The sequence below is a fragment of the Parabacteroides goldsteinii DSM 19448 = WAL 12034 genome (assembly GCF_000969835.1).
Lineage (GTDB): Bacteria > Bacteroidota > Bacteroidia > Bacteroidales > Tannerellaceae > Parabacteroides > Parabacteroides goldsteinii.
In genome coordinates this window covers 20,921-38,295 of record NZ_KQ033913.1, presented here as the reverse complement: position 1 = coordinate 38,295, position 17,375 = coordinate 20,921, and the positions used below count along the sequence as shown (strand labels likewise).

The following is a 17,375-nucleotide window of genomic DNA, read 5'->3' as shown; positions in this document are numbered from 1 at the left end:
ATAACGTTGTTATTTATTATCAATAGCGGCTTTCACAAAGCTCACGAAAAGTGGGTTCGGATTAACTACCGTACTGTTGTATTCCGGATGGAACTGAACACCAACGAACCATTTCAACGCAGGAATTTCTACCACTTCCACCAGACCGGTTTCCGGATTCTCGCCTGCACATTTCATGCCGGCTTCTTCAAACTGTTCGCGATACTGGCTGTTGAATTCGAAACGGTGGCGGTGACGTTCCTGGATATGTTCTTTTCCATAAGCCTCATAGGCTTTGGAACCTTTCTTCAGGATACAGTCGTAAGCTCCCAGACGCATAGAACCTCCCATATTGGTAATGTTCTTCTGTTCTTCCATCAGGTCGATCACCTTAAACGGCGTATTCGGCTCCATCTCGGTCGAATTGGCATCCGTCATACCCAAAACGTCGCGGGCAAATTCAATCACCATACATTGCATACCCAGGCAGATACCCAGGCAAGGCACATCATTTTCGCGGGCATATTTCAAGGCAGCGAACTTTCCTTCGATACCGCGCTGTCCGAATCCCGGAGCAATCAGGATACCATCCATGTCCTTCAACTGTTCAGCCGCATTGGCTTCAGTCAGTTTTTCCGAATGGAACAAATGAAGATCCAGTTTGCGGTCGTTGTAGATAGCAGCCTGCAACAATGATTCGTCGATTGACTTATAAGCATCCTGTAATTCCACATATTTACCAACCAGACCGATCTTAACTGTTTCGGTAGCATCCGTCTTTTTCTTCAGGAACTCTTTCCAGGGTTTCATTTCCGGAGTCGGCCCTACTTCCAGTCCCATCTTTTTCAGGATAGTTACATCCATGTTCTGACGCTGCAATACCAGCGGAACTTCGTAAATAGTAGGAACGTCGACCGACTGCACTACAGCGTCGGCGTCTACGTTACAGAACAAAGCAACCTTGCGGGTAATATCATTACTCAGCAAATGTTCGGTTCTCAAGACCAGTACATCCGGCTGGATACCCAGTTCCTGCAACTGTTTTACAGAATGCTGTGTAGGTTTCGTTTTAAATTCTTTCGCAGCTGCGATATAAGGTACATAAGTAAGATGTACGCACATACAGTTCTTACCCAGTTCCCATTTCAGCTGGCGAACGCTTTCGATGAAAGGCAGCGATTCGATATCGCCTACTGTTCCACCGATTTCCGTGATCACAAAATCAAACTTGTACTTCGATCCCAGCAGCTTCACATTTCTCTTGATCTCGTCGGTGATATGAGGAACAACCTGCACAGTCTTGCCCAGATAATCGCCCTTGCGTTCCTTATTTATCACACTCTGATAAATACGACCTGTCGTAATATTGTTCGAGCGTGTAGTCGGAACATTCAGGAAACGTTCATAATGTCCCAGGTCCAGGTCCGCTTCATGTCCGTCTACGGTTACATAACATTCACCGTGCTCATAAGGGTTCAATGTACCCGGATCGATATTAATGTAGGGGTCAAACTTTTGGATAGTAACCTTGTAACCTCTCGCCTGAAGGAGTTTACCCAATGATGCAGCAATAATTCCCTTACCTAAAGAAGAGACTACGCCGCCCGTAACGAAGATGTACTTTGTATCTGCCACGATAGTAATATTTTAATTGTCTTTAATTGCTCACTCGCATTTCAAAACTGCAAAGTTAGTCATTTTCATTCAGACAGCAAGTGTCTCGGATATTTTTTCAAAGCACATTCATCCGCATTCCGGTTTCCCTATTAGTTCAGATTGTTATATGATGTGAAAGATTAGTAGATTTCATACTTTTTATCTAATTTCGCACCGTAGATACTTATAGATTGTAAATAAAAAGGAATTATGGTTATCAAGAGATACTTCATTCTATTTTCTATACTTTCATTATTGACAAACCTGGCAAATGCACAGGAAGTGACAACTATTACCGGAACCAATCTTAAAGATACAGTACAGAGTAATGCGGCTGATACTATCCCAATGATTGAAATCGAAGATCTGGACCTGGATAATATCATAAGCCTGCGGGCACAATTCGAGAAACAAAACCAGTCATATTCTGCACCGGTCACACCGAATGAAAATCTGCTTCGCTTCCTGAAAAAAGACGAAGTGGAACTGTCGGACGAAGCCATGTACTGGGCACGTCTGGTGCGCGATGCTTCCACTATCTTCGACGCGAATATGACATTTCAGGATACAGTCATAGCAGACCCGCTGTTTTTACCGCTCATATTCAAAGGGAAACTCCTTCCGAAAGATCTTTCCTTCTACGATGAAGATGCATGGAAAAATAAAATCGATATCCCGCAACCTTTTATTCAGGACACCATATTTAAAGAAGAGGTGTTCAGACAGCAGTTCCGCGAGAAAGCACAAAGAAATATAGAAGCCAACCATCCTGAATATTTCCGTTATTCAATGAGGGATCTACCTCAGGACAAAGTAGTTGCCAAAGTGATCAGAAAGCCGACCTACCAACCGGACCTGATCAAGGTAGAAAGCGAAGCAGACTTCAGTGACGTGGATGCACCGGTAAAATTCATTCCCGAAAGACGTTACTGGACGTCACATTTCGAAAGTTCTTTACAGTTTGCTCAGAATTACATCTCTCCGAACTGGCATAAAGGGGGTGTAAGTACGCTGAACCTGACCAACCGCGAACTGTTTACATATAATTATAATAAGGAAAAGATAAAGTTCGACAATTCACTGGAAATAAAGAACAACCTGTATACCGCTCCCAAAGATACTTTGCGCGATTACAAAGTCGGAGATGACGTGTTCCGTATCTACAGTAACTTTGGTTATAAGGCATTCAACAAATGGTACTACACACTGGATCTTGACTTCAAAACCCAGCTTTTCAGCAGTTATGCCGAAAACCAGAACGTTAAACTGGCCGGACTGCTCTCACCTTTCAGTATTAATTTCGGTCTTGGTATGAAATACGACCTGGATAAAACGTTCGCGTCGTCCAAACACAAAAAAGTAACGTTAAGTGCCAACCTTGCACCGTTATCTTATACGTACGTTCGTACATTAGATAAAGACATCGACCTGGGCCGGCATTTCCAAAAGAGAGACGGAGAAGAAGAGTTTCCTTACAAACAAAGCCTGTTCGGTTCTACCGTCAACGCAACTATGACATTCCAGTTCAGCCGGAATATCATCTGGTATTCGCGTTTCTATTACATGACAGATTATAAGCGTATCCAAGGTGAGTTCGAAAACCGTCTGAATATGGCAATAAGTCGATTCTTCTCGACTATCATCTCGCTGAACTTACGTTATGATGATGGTATCTCCAAGCATGAAGACTTCGACAGCTACTTACAGATTAACGAGTTGTTGAGCTTTGGCTTTAATTACAAATGGTAAGCTGAACACGATTATTTCTGTAATAAACTTTGTTAATCGTGACATAATATCCAAATAATCCTTACTTTTGCCCCTGATTTTGCAATGTCGAGATTACAAACATGAGTGAAAGTATCAATCACAACGGAATAATAGAGAAGATCGATGGCAATGCGGTCTTTGTCAGAATCATTCAACAATCGGCCTGCTCCGGTTGCCACGCACAAAGCATGTGCAGCGCATCTGAAAAGAAGGAAAAGATCATTGAAGTGAACGACAATAACCCTGGCAGATTCCATGTGAACGAAGAAGTAACCCTATGTAGCCAGAGTTCGCTCGGTCTGCAAGCGGTTTTTTTGGCCTTTGTGCTTCCTCTGATTGTTGTAGTTGCGGCGATTGTAGCAGGAAGCTGTTTGCAATGGGACGAAACAACCAGCGGGTTAACCGGTCTATTACTACTAGTTCCCTACTACAGTATATTATACTTTTTACGCGAGAAACTGAAAAGAAAATTTATATTTACCTTGAAAAAACTTAATTGATCAAATATCATGATTTTAATTGCCGTTATTTCATTAGGAGCCATTGGAGCCATCGGCGCAGTATTCCTCTACGCCGCCTCCAAGAAGTTTGAAGTATACGAAGATCCTCGTATCGCAGAGGTCCAGGAGGCATTGCCCGGAGCCAACTGCGGAGGTTGCGGTTACCCCGGTTGCGGTGGTTTTGCGGCAGCCTGTGTAAAGGCCGATTCACTGGAAGGACTGCTTTGTCCGGTCGGTGGCGCCGAAACAATGGGTAAGGTCGCATCCATCCTCGGTATGGAAGCTGCTACAGCCGAACCAATGGTAGCAGTTGTCCGTTGTAACGGAACCTGCCAGGCCCGTCCGCGCACCAACCAGTATGATGGCGTAAAAAGCTGTGCCATAGCATCCTCTTTGTACGGAGGCGAAACGAACTGTACGTTCGGTTGCCTGGGTTACGGCGACTGCGAAAGTGCCTGTACCTTCGACGCCATCCACATCAATCTAACGACCGGACTACCGGAAGTGGACGAGGAAAAATGTACTTCATGCGGAGCCTGCGTCAAAGCTTGTCCGAAAAACATTATCGAACTGCGCAAAAAGGGACCGAAATCACGCCGTATCTTCGTCAGCTGTGTAAACAAAGACAAAGGAGCTGCTGCCCGTAAAGCATGTGCGAACGCTTGTATCGGTTGTGGTAAATGTGTGAAAGAATGTCCGTTCGAAGCAATCACGCTCGAAAACAACGTGGCTTATATCGACTACCGCAAATGCCGTCTGTGCCGTAAATGCGTAGCAGTATGTCCGACCGGAGCAATTCACGAATTGAACTTCCCGCCCCGTAAAGAAGCCGCCCCTGCTGTGGACGCCGACAAAGTAAAGCCAGTAACGCCTAAAGCTGCACCGGCCCCTAAAGCCGAAGCACCGACAAAAGTCGAAGCTGCACCGGCAACAGCGCCTGAAACAATAACAAAAGAAGAAACAACTCAAAAATAAAAATCTAATAGTATGCTAAGGACATTTCGAATCGGAGGTATACATCCACCCGAAAATAAATTGTCTGCCGGGAAGAAAATAACCGGACTGGCTATACCCAAGCAGGTTATTATACCGCTAAGCCAGCATATCGGGGCTCCTGCCCAGGCTGTGGTAAAGAAGGGTGATACGGTTAAAGTAGGTACGCTTCTCGCCAAAGCCGGAGGTTTTGTATCGGCGAATATCCACTCGTCGGTATCCGGTAAAGTAAACAAGATAGATAACGCTCTCGACGCAAGCGGATACAAACGTCCCGCTATCTATATTGATGTGGAAGGTGACGAATGGGAAGAGTCGATCGACCGCAGCGAAACGCTCGTGAAAGAGTGCCCGCTTCCTTCCAAAGAGATCGTAGACAAGATCGCCGCAGCCGGTATCGTGGGTCTGGGTGGTGCGACATTCCCCACACAGGTCAAACTGATGCCGCCTCCCGGAAGCAAAGCCGAGATCATCATTATCAATGCCGTAGAATGTGAGCCGTATCTGACTTCCGACCATTCATTGATGATGGAGAAGGCAGAGCAGATTCTGGTCGGCGTTACGCTGTTGATGAAAGCTGTAAATGTAACAAAAGCAGTGATCGGTATCGAAAACAACAAGCCTGACGCCATCGCTCATCTGAGTAAACTGGCTACAGCCTATAAAGGTATCGAGATTATGCCGCTGAAAGTACAGTATCCGCAAGGAGGTGAAAAGCAATTAATCGATGCTGTGATTCGTCGTCAGGTGAAGAGCGGTGCACTGCCTATTTCCGCCGGAGCTGTAGTACAAAATGTAGGAACTGCTTTTGCAGTGTATGAAGCGGTAATGAAAAACAAACCTTTGTTTGAACGCGTCGTTACCGTGACAGGTAAAGCAGTTACCAATCCTTCCAACTTCCTGGTCCGTATGGGTACGCCTATCAGTGCACTGATTGAAGCTGCCGGTGGTGTTCCTGAAAATACAGGAAAGATAATCGGTGGCGGCCCGATGATGGGAAAAGCCCTGATTGCTCCGGAAGTACCGGTAACGAAAGGTAGTTCAGGCGTATTGCTCCTGACAAAAGAAGAGTCTGTCCGCAAACCGATGCGCGACTGTATCCGCTGTGCCAAATGTGTCAGCGTTTGTCCGATGGGCCTCAACCCTACCCTGCTGATGAATGCAACAGAATTTGCAGAATGGGATTTGGCCGAGAAGAATTATATCACCGACTGTATCGAGTGCGGTTCTTGTAGTTATACCTGCCCGGCCAACCGTCCGTTGCTGGATTATATCCGTTCGGGTAAAGGAAAGGTAATGGGTATCATACGGGCACGAAAGTCATAAAAACAGAGCAATATGGAAAATAATTTAATAGTATCTCCTTCGCCCCATATCCACGGCGGCGATAGCATAAGCAAAAATATGTATGGTGTACTGATTGCCCTTGTTCCGGCTTTCCTGGTATCCCTCTACTACTTCGGGCTGGGTGCGCTGATCGTTACTGCAACATCGGTCGTAGCCTGCGTCCTCTTTGAATATCTGATCCAGAAGTTCCTGATGAAAAAGGAACCGACCGTATGTGACGGTTCGGCTATCCTGACCGGTGTACTGCTGGCATTCAACCTGCCGTCGAACCTGCCTGTATGGATCATCCTGATCGGTGCACTGGCAGCAATCGGTATCGGTAAGATGTCATTTGGCGGACTGGGTAACAATATTTTTAACCCGGCATTAGTCGGACGTGTATTCCTGCTGATCTCTTTCCCGGCACAGATGACGATGTGGCCGGAAGTCGGACAGCTGACAGCCTACACCGACGCAACCACCGGTGCAACTGTTTTATCACTGATGAACGAAGGGGCACTCGACAAGTTGCCTACCCTGGTAGATATGTTGTTTGGTAAAATGGGCGGCAGCCTTGGTGAAGTAAGTGCACTGGCATTGCTGCTGGGACTCGTCTTTATGTTATGGAAAAAGATTATTACCTGGCAGATTCCGGTTTCTATCCTGCTGACCGTATTTGTATTCACAGGTATTATGCATCTGGTTAATCCGGTACAATACGCAAGTCCGTTCGTTCACCTGCTGTCGGGAGGTCTGATGCTGGGAGCCATCTTTATGGCAACCGACTATGTGACTTCGCCCATGAGTAAGAACGGTATGCTGGTTTACGGTGTCGGTATCGGTATTCTGACCACCGTTATCCGTCTGTTTGGTTCTTATCCGGAAGGTATGTCGTTTGCTATTCTTATTATGAATGCATTTACCCCGCTGATCAACAGTTATATCAAACCTAAACATTTTGGAGGGAAATAAGCATGGCAAAACTAAAATCAACATTACCCAATATGCTCTTGTCGCTTACCATCATCTGTTTGGTTGCGGGAGCGATATTAGCCGGAGTAAATATGTACACTACCGGCCCGATAGCAGCCTCCAAAGCTGCTGCGCTGGAAGCTGCTATCAAAGCTGTTACACCTGAATTCAACAACAAACCGTCAGAGGACGCTTATATGGCAGTTACAGGCGACGGCGATTCCCTGAAAATCTATCCGGCTACCAAAGGCGGAGAGTTCGTAGGTGCAGCTGTCGAAAGTAATACAAAAAAAGGATTCAGCGGAGAGATCAAAGTGATCGTCGGATTCGATAAGGAAGGCAAGTTATTGAACTATTCCGTATTACAGCATGCGGAAACTCCCGGTCTGGGAGCTAAAATGCAGGAATGGTTCAGTACGGACAAGAATAAACAAAGCGTTTTGGGACGCAGCCTGTCCGCCGGACCATTAAAAGTAACTAAAGACGGTGGCAACGTGGATGCTATCACAGCAGCAACCATCACCAGCCGTGCATTTCTGGATGCGGTGAACCGTGCTTACAGCGCATTCGCCGGAACTGACGGAGTAACCGGTGCAACAACCGCTAACACTAACGAGGGAGGAAACGACAATGAGTAATATGAAAGTATTGATGAACGGTATCATCAAAGAGAACCCGACATTTGTCTTGTTGCTGGGTATGTGTCCAACTCTGGGAACAACTTCTTCAGCATTGAACGGTATGAGTATGGGACTGGCAACCATGTTCGTTCTGATCTGTTCCAATATGGTTATTTCAGCCTTGAAGAACCTGATCCCCGACATGGTACGTATTCCGGCCTTTATTGTCGTAATCGCTACATTCGTAACCGTCGTGCAGATGTGCATGGAAGCATTCGTTCCGGCTCTTTACGCCAGCCTGGGATTGTTCATCCCGCTGATCGTTGTAAACTGTATCGTGTTGGGACGTGCGGAAGCATTTGCCGCTAAAAACGGAGTGATCCCTTCCGCATTCGACGGATTAGGTATGGGACTCGGCTTTACGCTGGCACTTACCTTGCTCGGAGCTACCCGCGAATTGCTGGGAACAGGTAAACTGTTCGGCCTGACACTGATGCCCGAACAATATGGTTCGCTGATCTTTGTATTGGCTCCGGGTGCCTTTATCGCGCTGGGTTACCTGATTGCTATTGTTAATAAATTGCGTAAAGCCTGATATTAAAAAACGAAAGATATGGAATATATACTAATATTTATCGCAGCCGTATTCGTCAACAACGTAGTGTTGGCGCAGTTCCTGGGTATCTGTCCGTTCCTGGGCGTATCGAAAAAGGTGGAAACGGCAGCCGGTATGGGTGCAGCAGTAACATTCGTGTTGACGATCGCAACCATCGTTACTTTCCTGGTGCAGAAATATATCCTGGATAAGTTCGGACTGGGCTTTATGCAGACCATCAGCTTTATCCTGATCATCGCCGCGCTGGTTCAGATGGTCGAGATCATCCTGAAAAAGGTTTCTCCGGCTCTTTACCAGGCACTTGGTGTATTTCTTCCGCTGATCACCACCAACTGCTGTATCCTAGGTGTCGCCATCCTCGTAATACAAAAAGAATATAATTTATTGGAATCTGTTGTATATGCAATATCAACAGCTATTGGATTTGCGCTAGCTTTAGTTATCTTTGCAGGGATAAGAGAACAGTTGGCTTTGACACGTGTTCCCGAAGGTATGAAAGGTACCCCTATTGCGCTGATAACAGCCGGTTTACTGGCAATGGCGTTTATGGGATTCTCCGGAATCGTATAATTTAATCTAAATAGAGACTAGCATGAAAAAGAAAATCTTAGTAGCAGGTGGAACCGGATATATTGGCTCACACACTACAGTTGAGTTGCAGAATGCAGGTTATGATGTTGTTATCATCGACGACCTGTCAAACTCCAATATCGAAGTGTTGGATGGCATTGAAAAGATCACAGGTATCCGTCCTGAATTCATCAAACTGGATTTAAAAGATAAAGAAGGAACCCGCGAAGCATTGAAGGCTCATCCGGGTATCAACGGTATCATCCTTTTCGCTGCAAGCAAAGCTGTTGGCGAATCGGTTCAGCAGCCGCTGAAGTACTACCGTAACAATGTTGTTACGCTGGTAAACCTACTGGAACTGATGCCGGAATTTAATATCGAAGGTATTGTATTCTCTTCTTCCTGTACCGTTTACGGACAGCCTGATCCTGAAAACCTGCCTGTAACAGAAGATGCCCCGATCAAACCGGCTACTTCTCCTTATGGCAACACCAAACAGATCAACGAAGAGATCATCCGCGATACTATTCACGCAAACGCTCCGTTCAAGAGCATTATCCTGCGTTACTTCAACCCGATCGGTGCTCACCCGAGTGCAGAAATCGGCGAATTGCCTAACGGTGTTCCCCAGAACCTGATCCCGTATCTGACACAGACTGCAATCGGTATCCGCAAGGAACTGAGCGTATTCGGTGATGACTATGATACACCTGACGGCTCTTGTATCCGCGACTATATCAATGTAGTCGACCTGGCAAAAGCACACGTAATCGCTATGGACCGTATGCTGGGTGGTAAAACTGAAGAAAATGTTGAATATTTCAACCTGGGAACCGGTAACGGTGTAACGGTGTTGGAACTGATCAATACATTCGAAAAAGCTACCGGTGTAAAAGTTCCTCACAAAATCGTAGGTCGTCGCGAAGGTGATATCGAAAAAGTTTGGGCTAATCCGGAACGTGCCAATAAGGTATTGGGATGGACTGCTAAAGAAACATTGTCCGATACATTGGCTTCTGCCTGGAAATGGCAGGAAAAACTGCGCGAACGCGGTATCCAATAAAAGAAAAGTCTTTTTTAAATAAGCATGCCGGAAGATTCTCCAGAAATTTCTTCCGGCATTTTTCTTGATCCCCCACATTGCAACCGGAACTTATCAATGAAACGTCAACTGAGCTTCAAAACCAACATCAGACATCAAAACAGGCTCGTCGGAGGACCGGATTCGTCAAATAGCAGAAAAAAGCATACATTCCTATTGAATTATAACGTTTTTTCCATCTCCATATATATTTTTTATCTACTTTTGGGGATTCCTTTCGTAACAGACAGATGATTTGTTATATAAATGGCAATAAAAACATGACAAGCGAATATAAAGAGAAGTTACAAGCATACGGAGTTAACCTGGACAGTGCATTAAACCGTTTCATGGATAATGAACAGTTTTATGAAAGAATACTCTCCAAATTCCCTATGGATGAAAACTTCATCCTGATGGAAAGAAGCCTCAATGAGAATAATATTTCCCAGGCTTTCAGACATGCCCATACATTAAAAGGACTGGCGGCAACGCTTGACCTGACAAATATATCGGACATATTGATCCCGATGACGGAAAAACTCAGAGCCGGAGAGAGTGAAGGTATACAAGACCTGTTTGATCAGTTGAAAGTACAATACAAACTAATCTGCGACCTGATTACCGAACACAAAGCAAGATAATAAAACAAACTGCATGGATAAGAGGCTTACATCAAATAAATCATTGGCTAACTACCAATACCTCATGGATACTATCTGGACTATCTACCTGGAGGACGGAAGTGTCGAAATACAGAAAGACTCCATGATTCCGGAGTTGGAAAATACGAAACATGATTACGTCATTCTCAATAACACGATAAAGAATGATGTCTATCCGCCTGACCATATTTTATGGGACGAAACAGTTTCGCTTGAAGCCTTCCATACAATGATAGCCGAAGGATGTTTCCACAAAAAATTCGACATGCGTTTCTGTAACAAACATTTCGGTTTTGAATGGCACGAAGCCTTTATAGATATCTTGACTAACAAAGAAGGCATACCCGACAGGGTTGTCCTCTCCAGCCACAATGTTAATGATTTCAGGAAATCACAAATCATTGAAACAGCCGTAAAAGCAGAATACGACTATGTGATTTATATCGAAGCTTCTAAAAACAGTTATGTCATGTACACTTCCGGTACGGAAAGCGAAACTCCTCCCCCGGTAGCCAGCAGTAACTATGAAGCGGTAGTTGCAGAGTACAACCGACAGTATATGGAACCGGAATTTTGTGATGCAATGACCGAGAAAATGAGTATCGCCCACGTCGATCCGATACTGCGACAGCATGGAGAGTATATTTTATATGGTACCATGATAGAAAACGGTGAAAAACGTGAAAAGAAAATGCGATTCAGCTACTTCGACAGGGAACAAAACATCTGGTTGATGACCAGGACCGATATAACTGAAATCAAGGAAGAGAGAAAACAGAAGCTATTGTTGCAGGAAGCCCTACAGAGCGCAACTGCCGCCAACCGTGCCAAGTCAGACTTCCTGTCGCGGATGAGCCATGACGTACGTACTCCCATAAATGCAATCGTGGGTATGACGGCAATAGCCGGTCTTCATATGAACGACCAGAACCGCATAGCCGATTGTCTGAAGAAGATAACCATATCTTCCAAGCTCCTGCTCAACCTGATAAACGAAGTACTGGATATGTCGAAGCTCGAAAGCGGTAAGATCATGCTGACGGAAGAGACATTCAAACTCGATGAACTGCTGGAAAGTTTATTTATCATGGTGCAGTCGGCCTTTGAAGCCAAAAAGCAAAAGTTAGTAATACACAGCAAAGTAAAGCACGAATGCCTGATCGGTGACGTACAACGCATACAACAAGCACTGTTGAATATGCTGACAAATGCAATCAAATATACCCCGAACAAAGGACTAATACAAATTTCAGTCGAGGAGAAACCTTCCGTTTATAACGGTTACGGGCAATTTGAAATAGCCGTCACGGACAATGGCATAGGAATGAAACCTGAATTCTTAAGCAAAGTATTCGAGCCGTTCGAACGGTCGGACGATAAAGCCATCCGCAATATCCAGGGTACCGGACTCGGTATGGCGATCAGTCGTCATATCGCCCAGATGATGAACGGGGATATCCTGGTAGAAAGCGAATATGGAAAAGGTTCCAAATTCACCATGAGATTCCATGTCAAACTGGGAGGCATGGATGAATACGACAACAATCTATTAATAGACCTGCCGGTATTGGTTGTGGATGATGATGATATATCCTGCGAAATAGCCTGTGAAAACCTGCAAGAATTAGGGATGAAGCCGGAATGGGTTCTTTCCGGTCAGGACGCCGTACAGAAAGTAAGCGACGGGAACAAGTATTTTGCAATCATCATAGACCTGATGATGCCCAACATGAATGGCATTGAAACAACCTACAAAATACGGGAATGCGTAGGACCGGATGTTCCTATCATCATCATTTCGGCTTACGACTATTCCGACTACGAAATCGAAGCCTTGAAAGTTGGGGTTAACGGTTTCATCTGTAAGCCTATCATGAAGTCCAAACTGTTCCTCCTGATGAAAAAGTTTGCCACAAACAAAAAAGAGGAAGAAGAGGTCACTATCGTACCATCTATCGTCGCCTCTTTCCCAGGCAAACGGATACTCGTTGTGGAAGACAACGACCTGAACCGTGAGATCGCTTATGAATTGCTACAGGAAACCGGTGCTGAAATTGAAACAGCCAGCGACGGGCTGGAAGCCGTAAACAAGGTTTCCGCTTCCCCTGAAGGATATTACGATTTCATAATTATGGATATACAAATGCCTGTCATGGACGGTCTTGAAGCCACCCGGCAAATCCGTCTTCTCGACCGGCAAGACACCAAGGACTTACCGATCGTAGCCATGTCGGCCAACGCTTTTGCCGAAGACGTGCGGCTAAGCCTGGAAGCCGGAATGAACGAACATATCGCCAAACCCATAGAAATAGACAGGCTTTACAGTGTTATGGGAAAGTGGTTCCGTTGAATACCCCCAATCGGTTTATTTCAACAGCGCATCGATAGCTTCACGCCAATCTTCCCCGTTTTGGGGTTGGTAGGTGATGAAGCCCAATGTACGTCCTACTTCGATATTGCTTTTACCATCATCCACAAAGAGCGTCTCTGCCGGAATCAGTCCGCTGTCTTTGATCATATAGTCAAAGATACGCCGGTCGGGTTTCGTTACGCCGACTTCATACGAGGTGTACATTTTGTCAAAATAGGCACCGATCGGACGACCTGCCGGAGTAAACTCGTTTGTCCTTGCCCACCCTTCCTGGATGATGGGATTGGTATTGCTCAACAGATAAACATTGTAGTGCTCGCGAAGTTTCAACACATAATCGAGCTTATATTGAGGCGTATCGGCGATAAATCCCAGCCAACCGGATTTTATATCTTCATACGTCAGGTCCTTCCCCGTATGCTCCTGAAGCTTTTGGCAAAACTCGTCAGCACTGATCGTACCGTTTTCTACTTCCAGAAAGATACCTTTCTGCTCATAAGGATCCAGCAACTGTTCCGCATCCTCCACCCCGATCTCTTTGAAACGACGAACTGCCTGATCATGGTCCAGGTCTATAAAAACTCCTCCTAAATCAAATACAATGTTTTTAATCTTTGCCATAATTATCTCTTTTTACATCTATCTTTATCTCTACTTCCTGACAAAGATAAGCATAATAAGTGTAAAGCAACAACTATTCAAATGACTGCAACTGTTTTTGCCAAAGACACTTAGTACCCGAGTGTAAATCGCTCCTGATGATGCTTTTCCTGTTCCAGTTCATCAATCATGGCTACAGCGAAATCTTCTACGGAGATATTGCTATCCCCACTTTCATCGACAATCAGTTCATCTTTTCCCAGACGGAACTTTCCGGTACGCTCTCCCGGTGCCATATTAGCCGCAGGACTCAGGAAAACCCAATCCACCGACTTTTCCGGCAACAACAAATCGGTATAAACCTTTGCCATCCCTCGTATTCCCGGTAAAAGTTTCTTGGGAACGTCCGGTTCATCCATCAGCTGACGACCGGGAGCCACCAACAAACTGCCTGCTCCGCCAACCATCAGGAAACGATGCACACCGGAGTTGCGAACGGCACAAAGGATAGAGCCATAGCCTTCCAGTGTCTCTTCATAAATATTGGGATTCGACCAGCCCGGATTAAAAGCACTGATCACCGCATCCGACTTAGCCAGTTCGCGAGATAAAAAGTCCGTATCGGTCACACTCCCTCCCACGACTTTCAGATGCGGATGGATTAAAGTCAGTTTCGACGGATCTCTGACGATGGCTTTTACTTGATGCCCTCTGCCTAATGCTTCTTTCAGAATAGCGGATCCGACATAGCCGGTCGCGCCTATGATAACTATTTTCTTCATGACTGTATGTTGTTTGATTACTTTCTATAGAACAACATACGATGGCAAACTGTTCCCGTGCCTGACACGGGATCGCAAAGGCACCGCCCATATATCCTATTATCAATTGATACAGACAGCCCTTATGCGGTCCCGTGTCAAGTACGGGGACTAGTTACTTTTGAAATACTTTCGTCGATTTGATCATAACATCCCGGATAGGCCGATCATTCTTATCTGTTTTCACCAGCGACATTTTCTCTACGATATCGAAACCGTCCACCACTTCTCCGAAGATCGTCACGGAACTATCCAGGTGGGGCACTCCGCCAACCGTCTTATATACTTCGCGGTGTTCGGCGGGAATAACATACGGGCCCAGGTCAGCCAATGTATCCTCCACCATAACCAAAGCACGGTTTGTCAGTTCCGTTTCCAAAGAGTCGGCAGCCAGTGCCGGGTCTTCTTTCTTCAACCGGTCCAGAAATTTATAATATAACCAGTTACGGCGAATCTGGTTGATCCGTACCTCTTTCTCATCCAGTTCAGCATCAGAATGTTTCTTCCCCTGCACAAAACAAAACTGAGTTCCGGCCGATGCACGTTCGGGATTTACATCATCGCTTTCCTTGGCATCGATCAGAGCACCTCGTTTATTGAAATGGTTGGGAAGTATCTCGGCAGGAACGGTATAACCACCATCACCGTCTCCATACAAAACACCTGGTTCATGGGCTTTGCTGGTCGGATCACCGCCTTGCACAACAAAGTCTTTAATGATACGGTGAAATAGCATCCCCTCATATTCACCCGACTGGCACAACCGGATGAAGTTATCACGATGCAAGGGAGTGTCATCATACAACAGGACAGTAACATCTCCCATAGTCGTTTTCACTGTCACGTAAACGGGTTTCGAAGGGTCCAGCGGTTTATCGCCACAAGAGATCAAAGTAAACAAGACGAGTAAAAAGGCGAATAGTTGTTGTTTCATAACGAGTCGTTTTTATTATTAATGCAGTCATTATCAGAATTGATTGTTACTTTTGACTAGGTGCTTCATACACCAGCATCTGACACCGCTTACAATCAAACTGCAACCTCAGCCGGGTATCCTTATATAAAAGGTAATAGGGTTCCTTATAAGGTGACTTCTCTTTCTGATACGTCGGACACCATCCCATGCTATACCGCAAGCAATGCTTGCTAAACATCAACGGAACATCTTTCTCCGGCTTTAATTCGAAAGCATCTGCAACCGTCTCTACTCCATGCGCCTTATAAAAAGCTTCCGCCCGGCTATTTGATACATTCCCCAGATAAGTCAACTGGCGTTCCGGAAAAGGAACCTCTTTCGCAGGTTCAACCTTACGCGAGAGTTCACGCTGATAACGGATCATACGATCTGACTGCAACTTCTCTACGGCCTTGCGACGCATATCCGCCAGAAGAGACGACGGGACGAACCAGTTTTCCCCCATTCCTATATGTACTTCCGATGCTTCAAACGGCGTGTTCCCCAATTTGGCAAGTTGCGTCCGGATATTGTCGGCCTGGTCACGACGTGCCAGCTCTTTATCGAACGGCTCGGTCAGCATCACACGTGCTCCCGTTTCATCTTCCATCACCAACGTAAAACCGAAAGGATTATTCAGGAATTCGATCTTTACAACCAGCTTACGTTCGGCAGAAGGTTTCGCCAACTGCTTTTCAAAAACCTGGTCAAAGTTACGATACAAAGGCGTCTTGGGCTTTATATCCGGCATATCCAACGGAAAGACACGATTCGCCTCTACCCTGTTGACACGAAACCCTTCCAACTCACCGCGACTATTGAAGAATACCAAGCCATCCCCATTATTCAGTTGCTTCACTCCGGCGATGGTAAACGAATTGCCTTTCAGTTCCTTGACGGTTCCGACAGGTTCACCTAACGATTTCGGAGTATTGAAAGCTGCTATATCTTTTGTACGTTCATGCAGGAAGAAAGGAGTAAATCCCCGGTTGAAACTTTTCTCGGCTACCGGCTCAAACTCATAGGTACTCTTACCCGCCGATGCACGGCAATATTCCGGACGACGTGCTAGGATAGCATCCAGTTTCTTCCGGTAATAAGCCGTTATATTCTTTACATAAGTGACATCTTTCAAGCGCCCTTCTATTTTAAAAGAAGAAGCACCCGCATCCAGCAGGGCTTCCAGTTGGTCGGAACGGTTCATATCCTTGAGTGATAACAAATGTTTGTTATGAACGATCTCCGTCCCGTTCGCATCCACCATCGAATAAGGCAACCGGCAATATTGCGCACACTCTCCCCGGTTTGCGCTTCGCCCGCTCAAAGCCGCGCTCAGATAGCACTGCCCGCTGTAACTCACACATAATGCGCCATGCACAAAAACCTCCAGCGGGACAGAGACCTGTTCCGATATGCAACGAATCTCATTCAACGACAATTCACGCGCCAGAACCACCTGTGTAAAACCGGCCGCCTCCAGGAACTTCACCTTTTCAGGCGTACGGTTATCCGTTTGTGTGCTGGCATGCAGCGGGATAGGCGGCAGATTCAAGCGAGTGATCCCCATGTCCTGTACGATCAGAGCATCAGCTCCTGCCAGATAGAGTTGCCGGATCAGTTGCTCCGCTTCCGGCAATTCTTCTTCCCGCAGAATGGTATTTAAAGCCACATAGATACGGGCATTATATAAATGAGCATATTCACAAAGAGCACGAATATCCTCCAACGTATTTCCGGCAGCGGCACGGGCTCCAAACTTCGGCGCACCGATATACACGGCATCAGCCCCATGATTAATGGCTTCAATACCACAGTTCAGATCTTTAGCCGGCGATAATAATTCTATGCAGCGGGGTTTTATTGGCATATTGTTATTTCAG

Annotated in this window: 16 protein-coding genes; 11 read left to right on the top strand and 5 right to left on the bottom strand. The window is 45.8% G+C overall.

Going from position 1 to position 17,375, the window contains the following annotated elements:
* Positions 1-9: 9 nt before the first annotated feature.
* On the bottom strand, positions 10-1,614 hold the full coding sequence (pyrG, locus tag HMPREF1535_RS13270; RefSeq protein ID WP_007657611.1) for a CTP synthase: 1,605 nt from the start codon (positions 1,612-1,614) through the stop codon (positions 10-12).
* 231 nt (positions 1,615-1,845) lie between these two features.
* Here pyrG and HMPREF1535_RS13265 point away from each other — a divergent pair, with 231 nt between their 5' ends.
* The 11 genes from HMPREF1535_RS13265 to HMPREF1535_RS13215 all read left to right on the top strand — a co-directional run bounded on the left by HMPREF1535_RS13265 (position 1,846) and on the right by HMPREF1535_RS13215 (position 13,098).
* Positions 1,846-3,384: a DUF3078 domain-containing protein gene (locus tag HMPREF1535_RS13265; protein WP_046146559.1), complete on the top strand. Its 1,539-nt coding sequence runs from the start codon at positions 1,846-1,848 to the stop codon at positions 3,382-3,384.
* 101 nt (positions 3,385-3,485) lie between these two features.
* Positions 3,486-3,905 carry a SoxR reducing system RseC family protein gene (locus HMPREF1535_RS13260; RefSeq protein ID WP_046146558.1) on the top strand — a complete coding sequence of 140 codons (420 nt, stop codon included), beginning with the start codon at positions 3,486-3,488 and terminating at the stop codon, positions 3,903-3,905.
* A 9-nt stretch (positions 3,906-3,914) separates the two neighbouring features.
* On the top strand, positions 3,915-4,880 hold the full coding sequence (locus HMPREF1535_RS13255) for a Fe-S cluster domain-containing protein (RefSeq protein ID WP_046146557.1): 966 nt from the start codon (positions 3,915-3,917) through the stop codon (positions 4,878-4,880).
* A 12-nt stretch (positions 4,881-4,892) separates the two neighbouring features.
* Positions 4,893-6,224, top strand: coding sequence for an electron transport complex subunit RsxC (gene rsxC / locus HMPREF1535_RS13250; protein ID WP_007657605.1), 1,332 nt, complete (start codon positions 4,893-4,895; stop codon positions 6,222-6,224).
* Positions 6,225-6,236: 12 nt separating this feature from the next.
* Entirely contained in the window at positions 6,237-7,196 is a 960-nt protein-coding gene (locus HMPREF1535_RS13245) for an RnfABCDGE type electron transport complex subunit D (protein ID WP_007657604.1), read from the top strand.
* Positions 7,197-7,198: 2 nt separating this feature from the next.
* Positions 7,199-7,834 (top strand): RnfABCDGE type electron transport complex subunit G, encoded by a 636-nt coding sequence (locus tag HMPREF1535_RS13240; RefSeq protein WP_044246484.1) that lies wholly within the window; start codon positions 7,199-7,201, stop codon positions 7,832-7,834.
* Complete coding sequence (locus HMPREF1535_RS13235) at positions 7,827-8,411, top strand: RnfABCDGE type electron transport complex subunit E (RefSeq protein ID WP_028728844.1); 585 nt, start codon at positions 7,827-7,829, stop codon at positions 8,409-8,411. Before HMPREF1535_RS13240 ends, HMPREF1535_RS13235 begins: the two co-directional genes overlap by 8 nt.
* A gap of 18 nt (positions 8,412-8,429) precedes the next feature.
* On the top strand, positions 8,430-9,002 hold the full coding sequence (gene rsxA, locus HMPREF1535_RS13230) for an electron transport complex subunit RsxA (RefSeq protein WP_007657600.1): 573 nt from the start codon (positions 8,430-8,432) through the stop codon (positions 9,000-9,002).
* Between the two features lie 22 nt (positions 9,003-9,024).
* Entirely contained in the window at positions 9,025-10,065 is a 1,041-nt protein-coding gene (gene galE, locus HMPREF1535_RS13225) for a UDP-glucose 4-epimerase GalE (protein WP_007657598.1), read from the top strand.
* A gap of 299 nt (positions 10,066-10,364) precedes the next feature.
* On the top strand, positions 10,365-10,727 hold the full coding sequence (locus HMPREF1535_RS13220) for an Hpt domain-containing protein (RefSeq protein WP_007657596.1): 363 nt from the start codon (positions 10,365-10,367) through the stop codon (positions 10,725-10,727).
* Positions 10,728-10,740: 13 nt separating this feature from the next.
* Positions 10,741-13,098 (top strand): hybrid sensor histidine kinase/response regulator, encoded by a 2,358-nt coding sequence (locus tag HMPREF1535_RS13215; protein ID WP_046146556.1) that lies wholly within the window; start codon positions 10,741-10,743, stop codon positions 13,096-13,098.
* Positions 13,099-13,113: 15 nt separating this feature from the next.
* Here the strand turns inward: HMPREF1535_RS13215 and HMPREF1535_RS13210 are convergent, their stop codons facing one another.
* The 4 genes from HMPREF1535_RS13210 to HMPREF1535_RS13195 form a co-directional block, all read right to left on the bottom strand.
* Positions 13,114-13,740, bottom strand: a complete 627-nt coding sequence (locus tag HMPREF1535_RS13210) for an HAD family hydrolase (protein WP_007657592.1) — start codon at positions 13,738-13,740, stop codon at positions 13,114-13,116.
* Between the two features lie 110 nt (positions 13,741-13,850).
* Entirely contained in the window at positions 13,851-14,501 is a 651-nt protein-coding gene (locus HMPREF1535_RS13205) for an NAD(P)-dependent oxidoreductase (RefSeq protein WP_007657590.1), read from the bottom strand.
* Positions 14,502-14,655: 154 nt separating this feature from the next.
* On the bottom strand, positions 14,656-15,474 hold the full coding sequence (locus HMPREF1535_RS13200) for a peptidylprolyl isomerase (protein WP_046146555.1): 819 nt from the start codon (positions 15,472-15,474) through the stop codon (positions 14,656-14,658).
* A gap of 46 nt (positions 15,475-15,520) precedes the next feature.
* Positions 15,521-17,362 (bottom strand): peptidase U32 family protein, encoded by a 1,842-nt coding sequence (locus HMPREF1535_RS13195; RefSeq protein WP_046146554.1) that lies wholly within the window; start codon positions 17,360-17,362, stop codon positions 15,521-15,523.
* Positions 17,363-17,375 lie beyond the last annotated feature (13 nt).

Excerpts from the sequence above, each read along its gene's own strand:
- HMPREF1535_RS13265 (WP_046146559.1), top strand. The coding sequence starts at position 1,846 with ATGGTTATCAAGAGATACTTCATTCTATTTTCTATACTTTCATTATTG.
- HMPREF1535_RS13260 (WP_046146558.1), top strand. The coding sequence starts at position 3,486 with ATGAGTGAAAGTATCAATCACAACGGAATAATAGAGAAGATCGATGGC.
- HMPREF1535_RS13255 (WP_046146557.1), top strand. The coding sequence starts at position 3,915 with ATGATTTTAATTGCCGTTATTTCATTAGGAGCCATTGGAGCCATCGGC.
- rsxC (WP_007657605.1), top strand. The coding sequence starts at position 4,893 with ATGCTAAGGACATTTCGAATCGGAGGTATACATCCACCCGAAAATAAA.
- HMPREF1535_RS13245 (WP_007657604.1), top strand. The coding sequence starts at position 6,237 with ATGGAAAATAATTTAATAGTATCTCCTTCGCCCCATATCCACGGCGGC.
- HMPREF1535_RS13240 (WP_044246484.1), top strand. The coding sequence starts at position 7,199 with ATGGCAAAACTAAAATCAACATTACCCAATATGCTCTTGTCGCTTACC.
- HMPREF1535_RS13235 (WP_028728844.1), top strand. The coding sequence starts at position 7,827 with ATGAGTAATATGAAAGTATTGATGAACGGTATCATCAAAGAGAACCCG.
- rsxA (WP_007657600.1), top strand. The coding sequence starts at position 8,430 with ATGGAATATATACTAATATTTATCGCAGCCGTATTCGTCAACAACGTA.
- galE (WP_007657598.1), top strand. The coding sequence starts at position 9,025 with ATGAAAAAGAAAATCTTAGTAGCAGGTGGAACCGGATATATTGGCTCA.
- HMPREF1535_RS13220 (WP_007657596.1), top strand. The coding sequence starts at position 10,365 with ATGACAAGCGAATATAAAGAGAAGTTACAAGCATACGGAGTTAACCTG.
- HMPREF1535_RS13215 (WP_046146556.1), top strand. The coding sequence starts at position 10,741 with ATGGATAAGAGGCTTACATCAAATAAATCATTGGCTAACTACCAATAC.
- HMPREF1535_RS13210 (WP_007657592.1), bottom strand. The coding sequence starts at position 13,740 with ATGGCAAAGATTAAAAACATTGTATTTGATTTAGGAGGAGTTTTTATA.
- HMPREF1535_RS13205 (WP_007657590.1), bottom strand. The coding sequence starts at position 14,501 with ATGAAGAAAATAGTTATCATAGGCGCGACCGGCTATGTCGGATCCGCT.
- HMPREF1535_RS13200 (WP_046146555.1), bottom strand. The coding sequence starts at position 15,474 with ATGAAACAACAACTATTCGCCTTTTTACTCGTCTTGTTTACTTTGATC.
- HMPREF1535_RS13195 (WP_046146554.1), bottom strand. The coding sequence starts at position 17,362 with ATGCCAATAAAACCCCGCTGCATAGAATTATTATCGCCGGCTAAAGAT.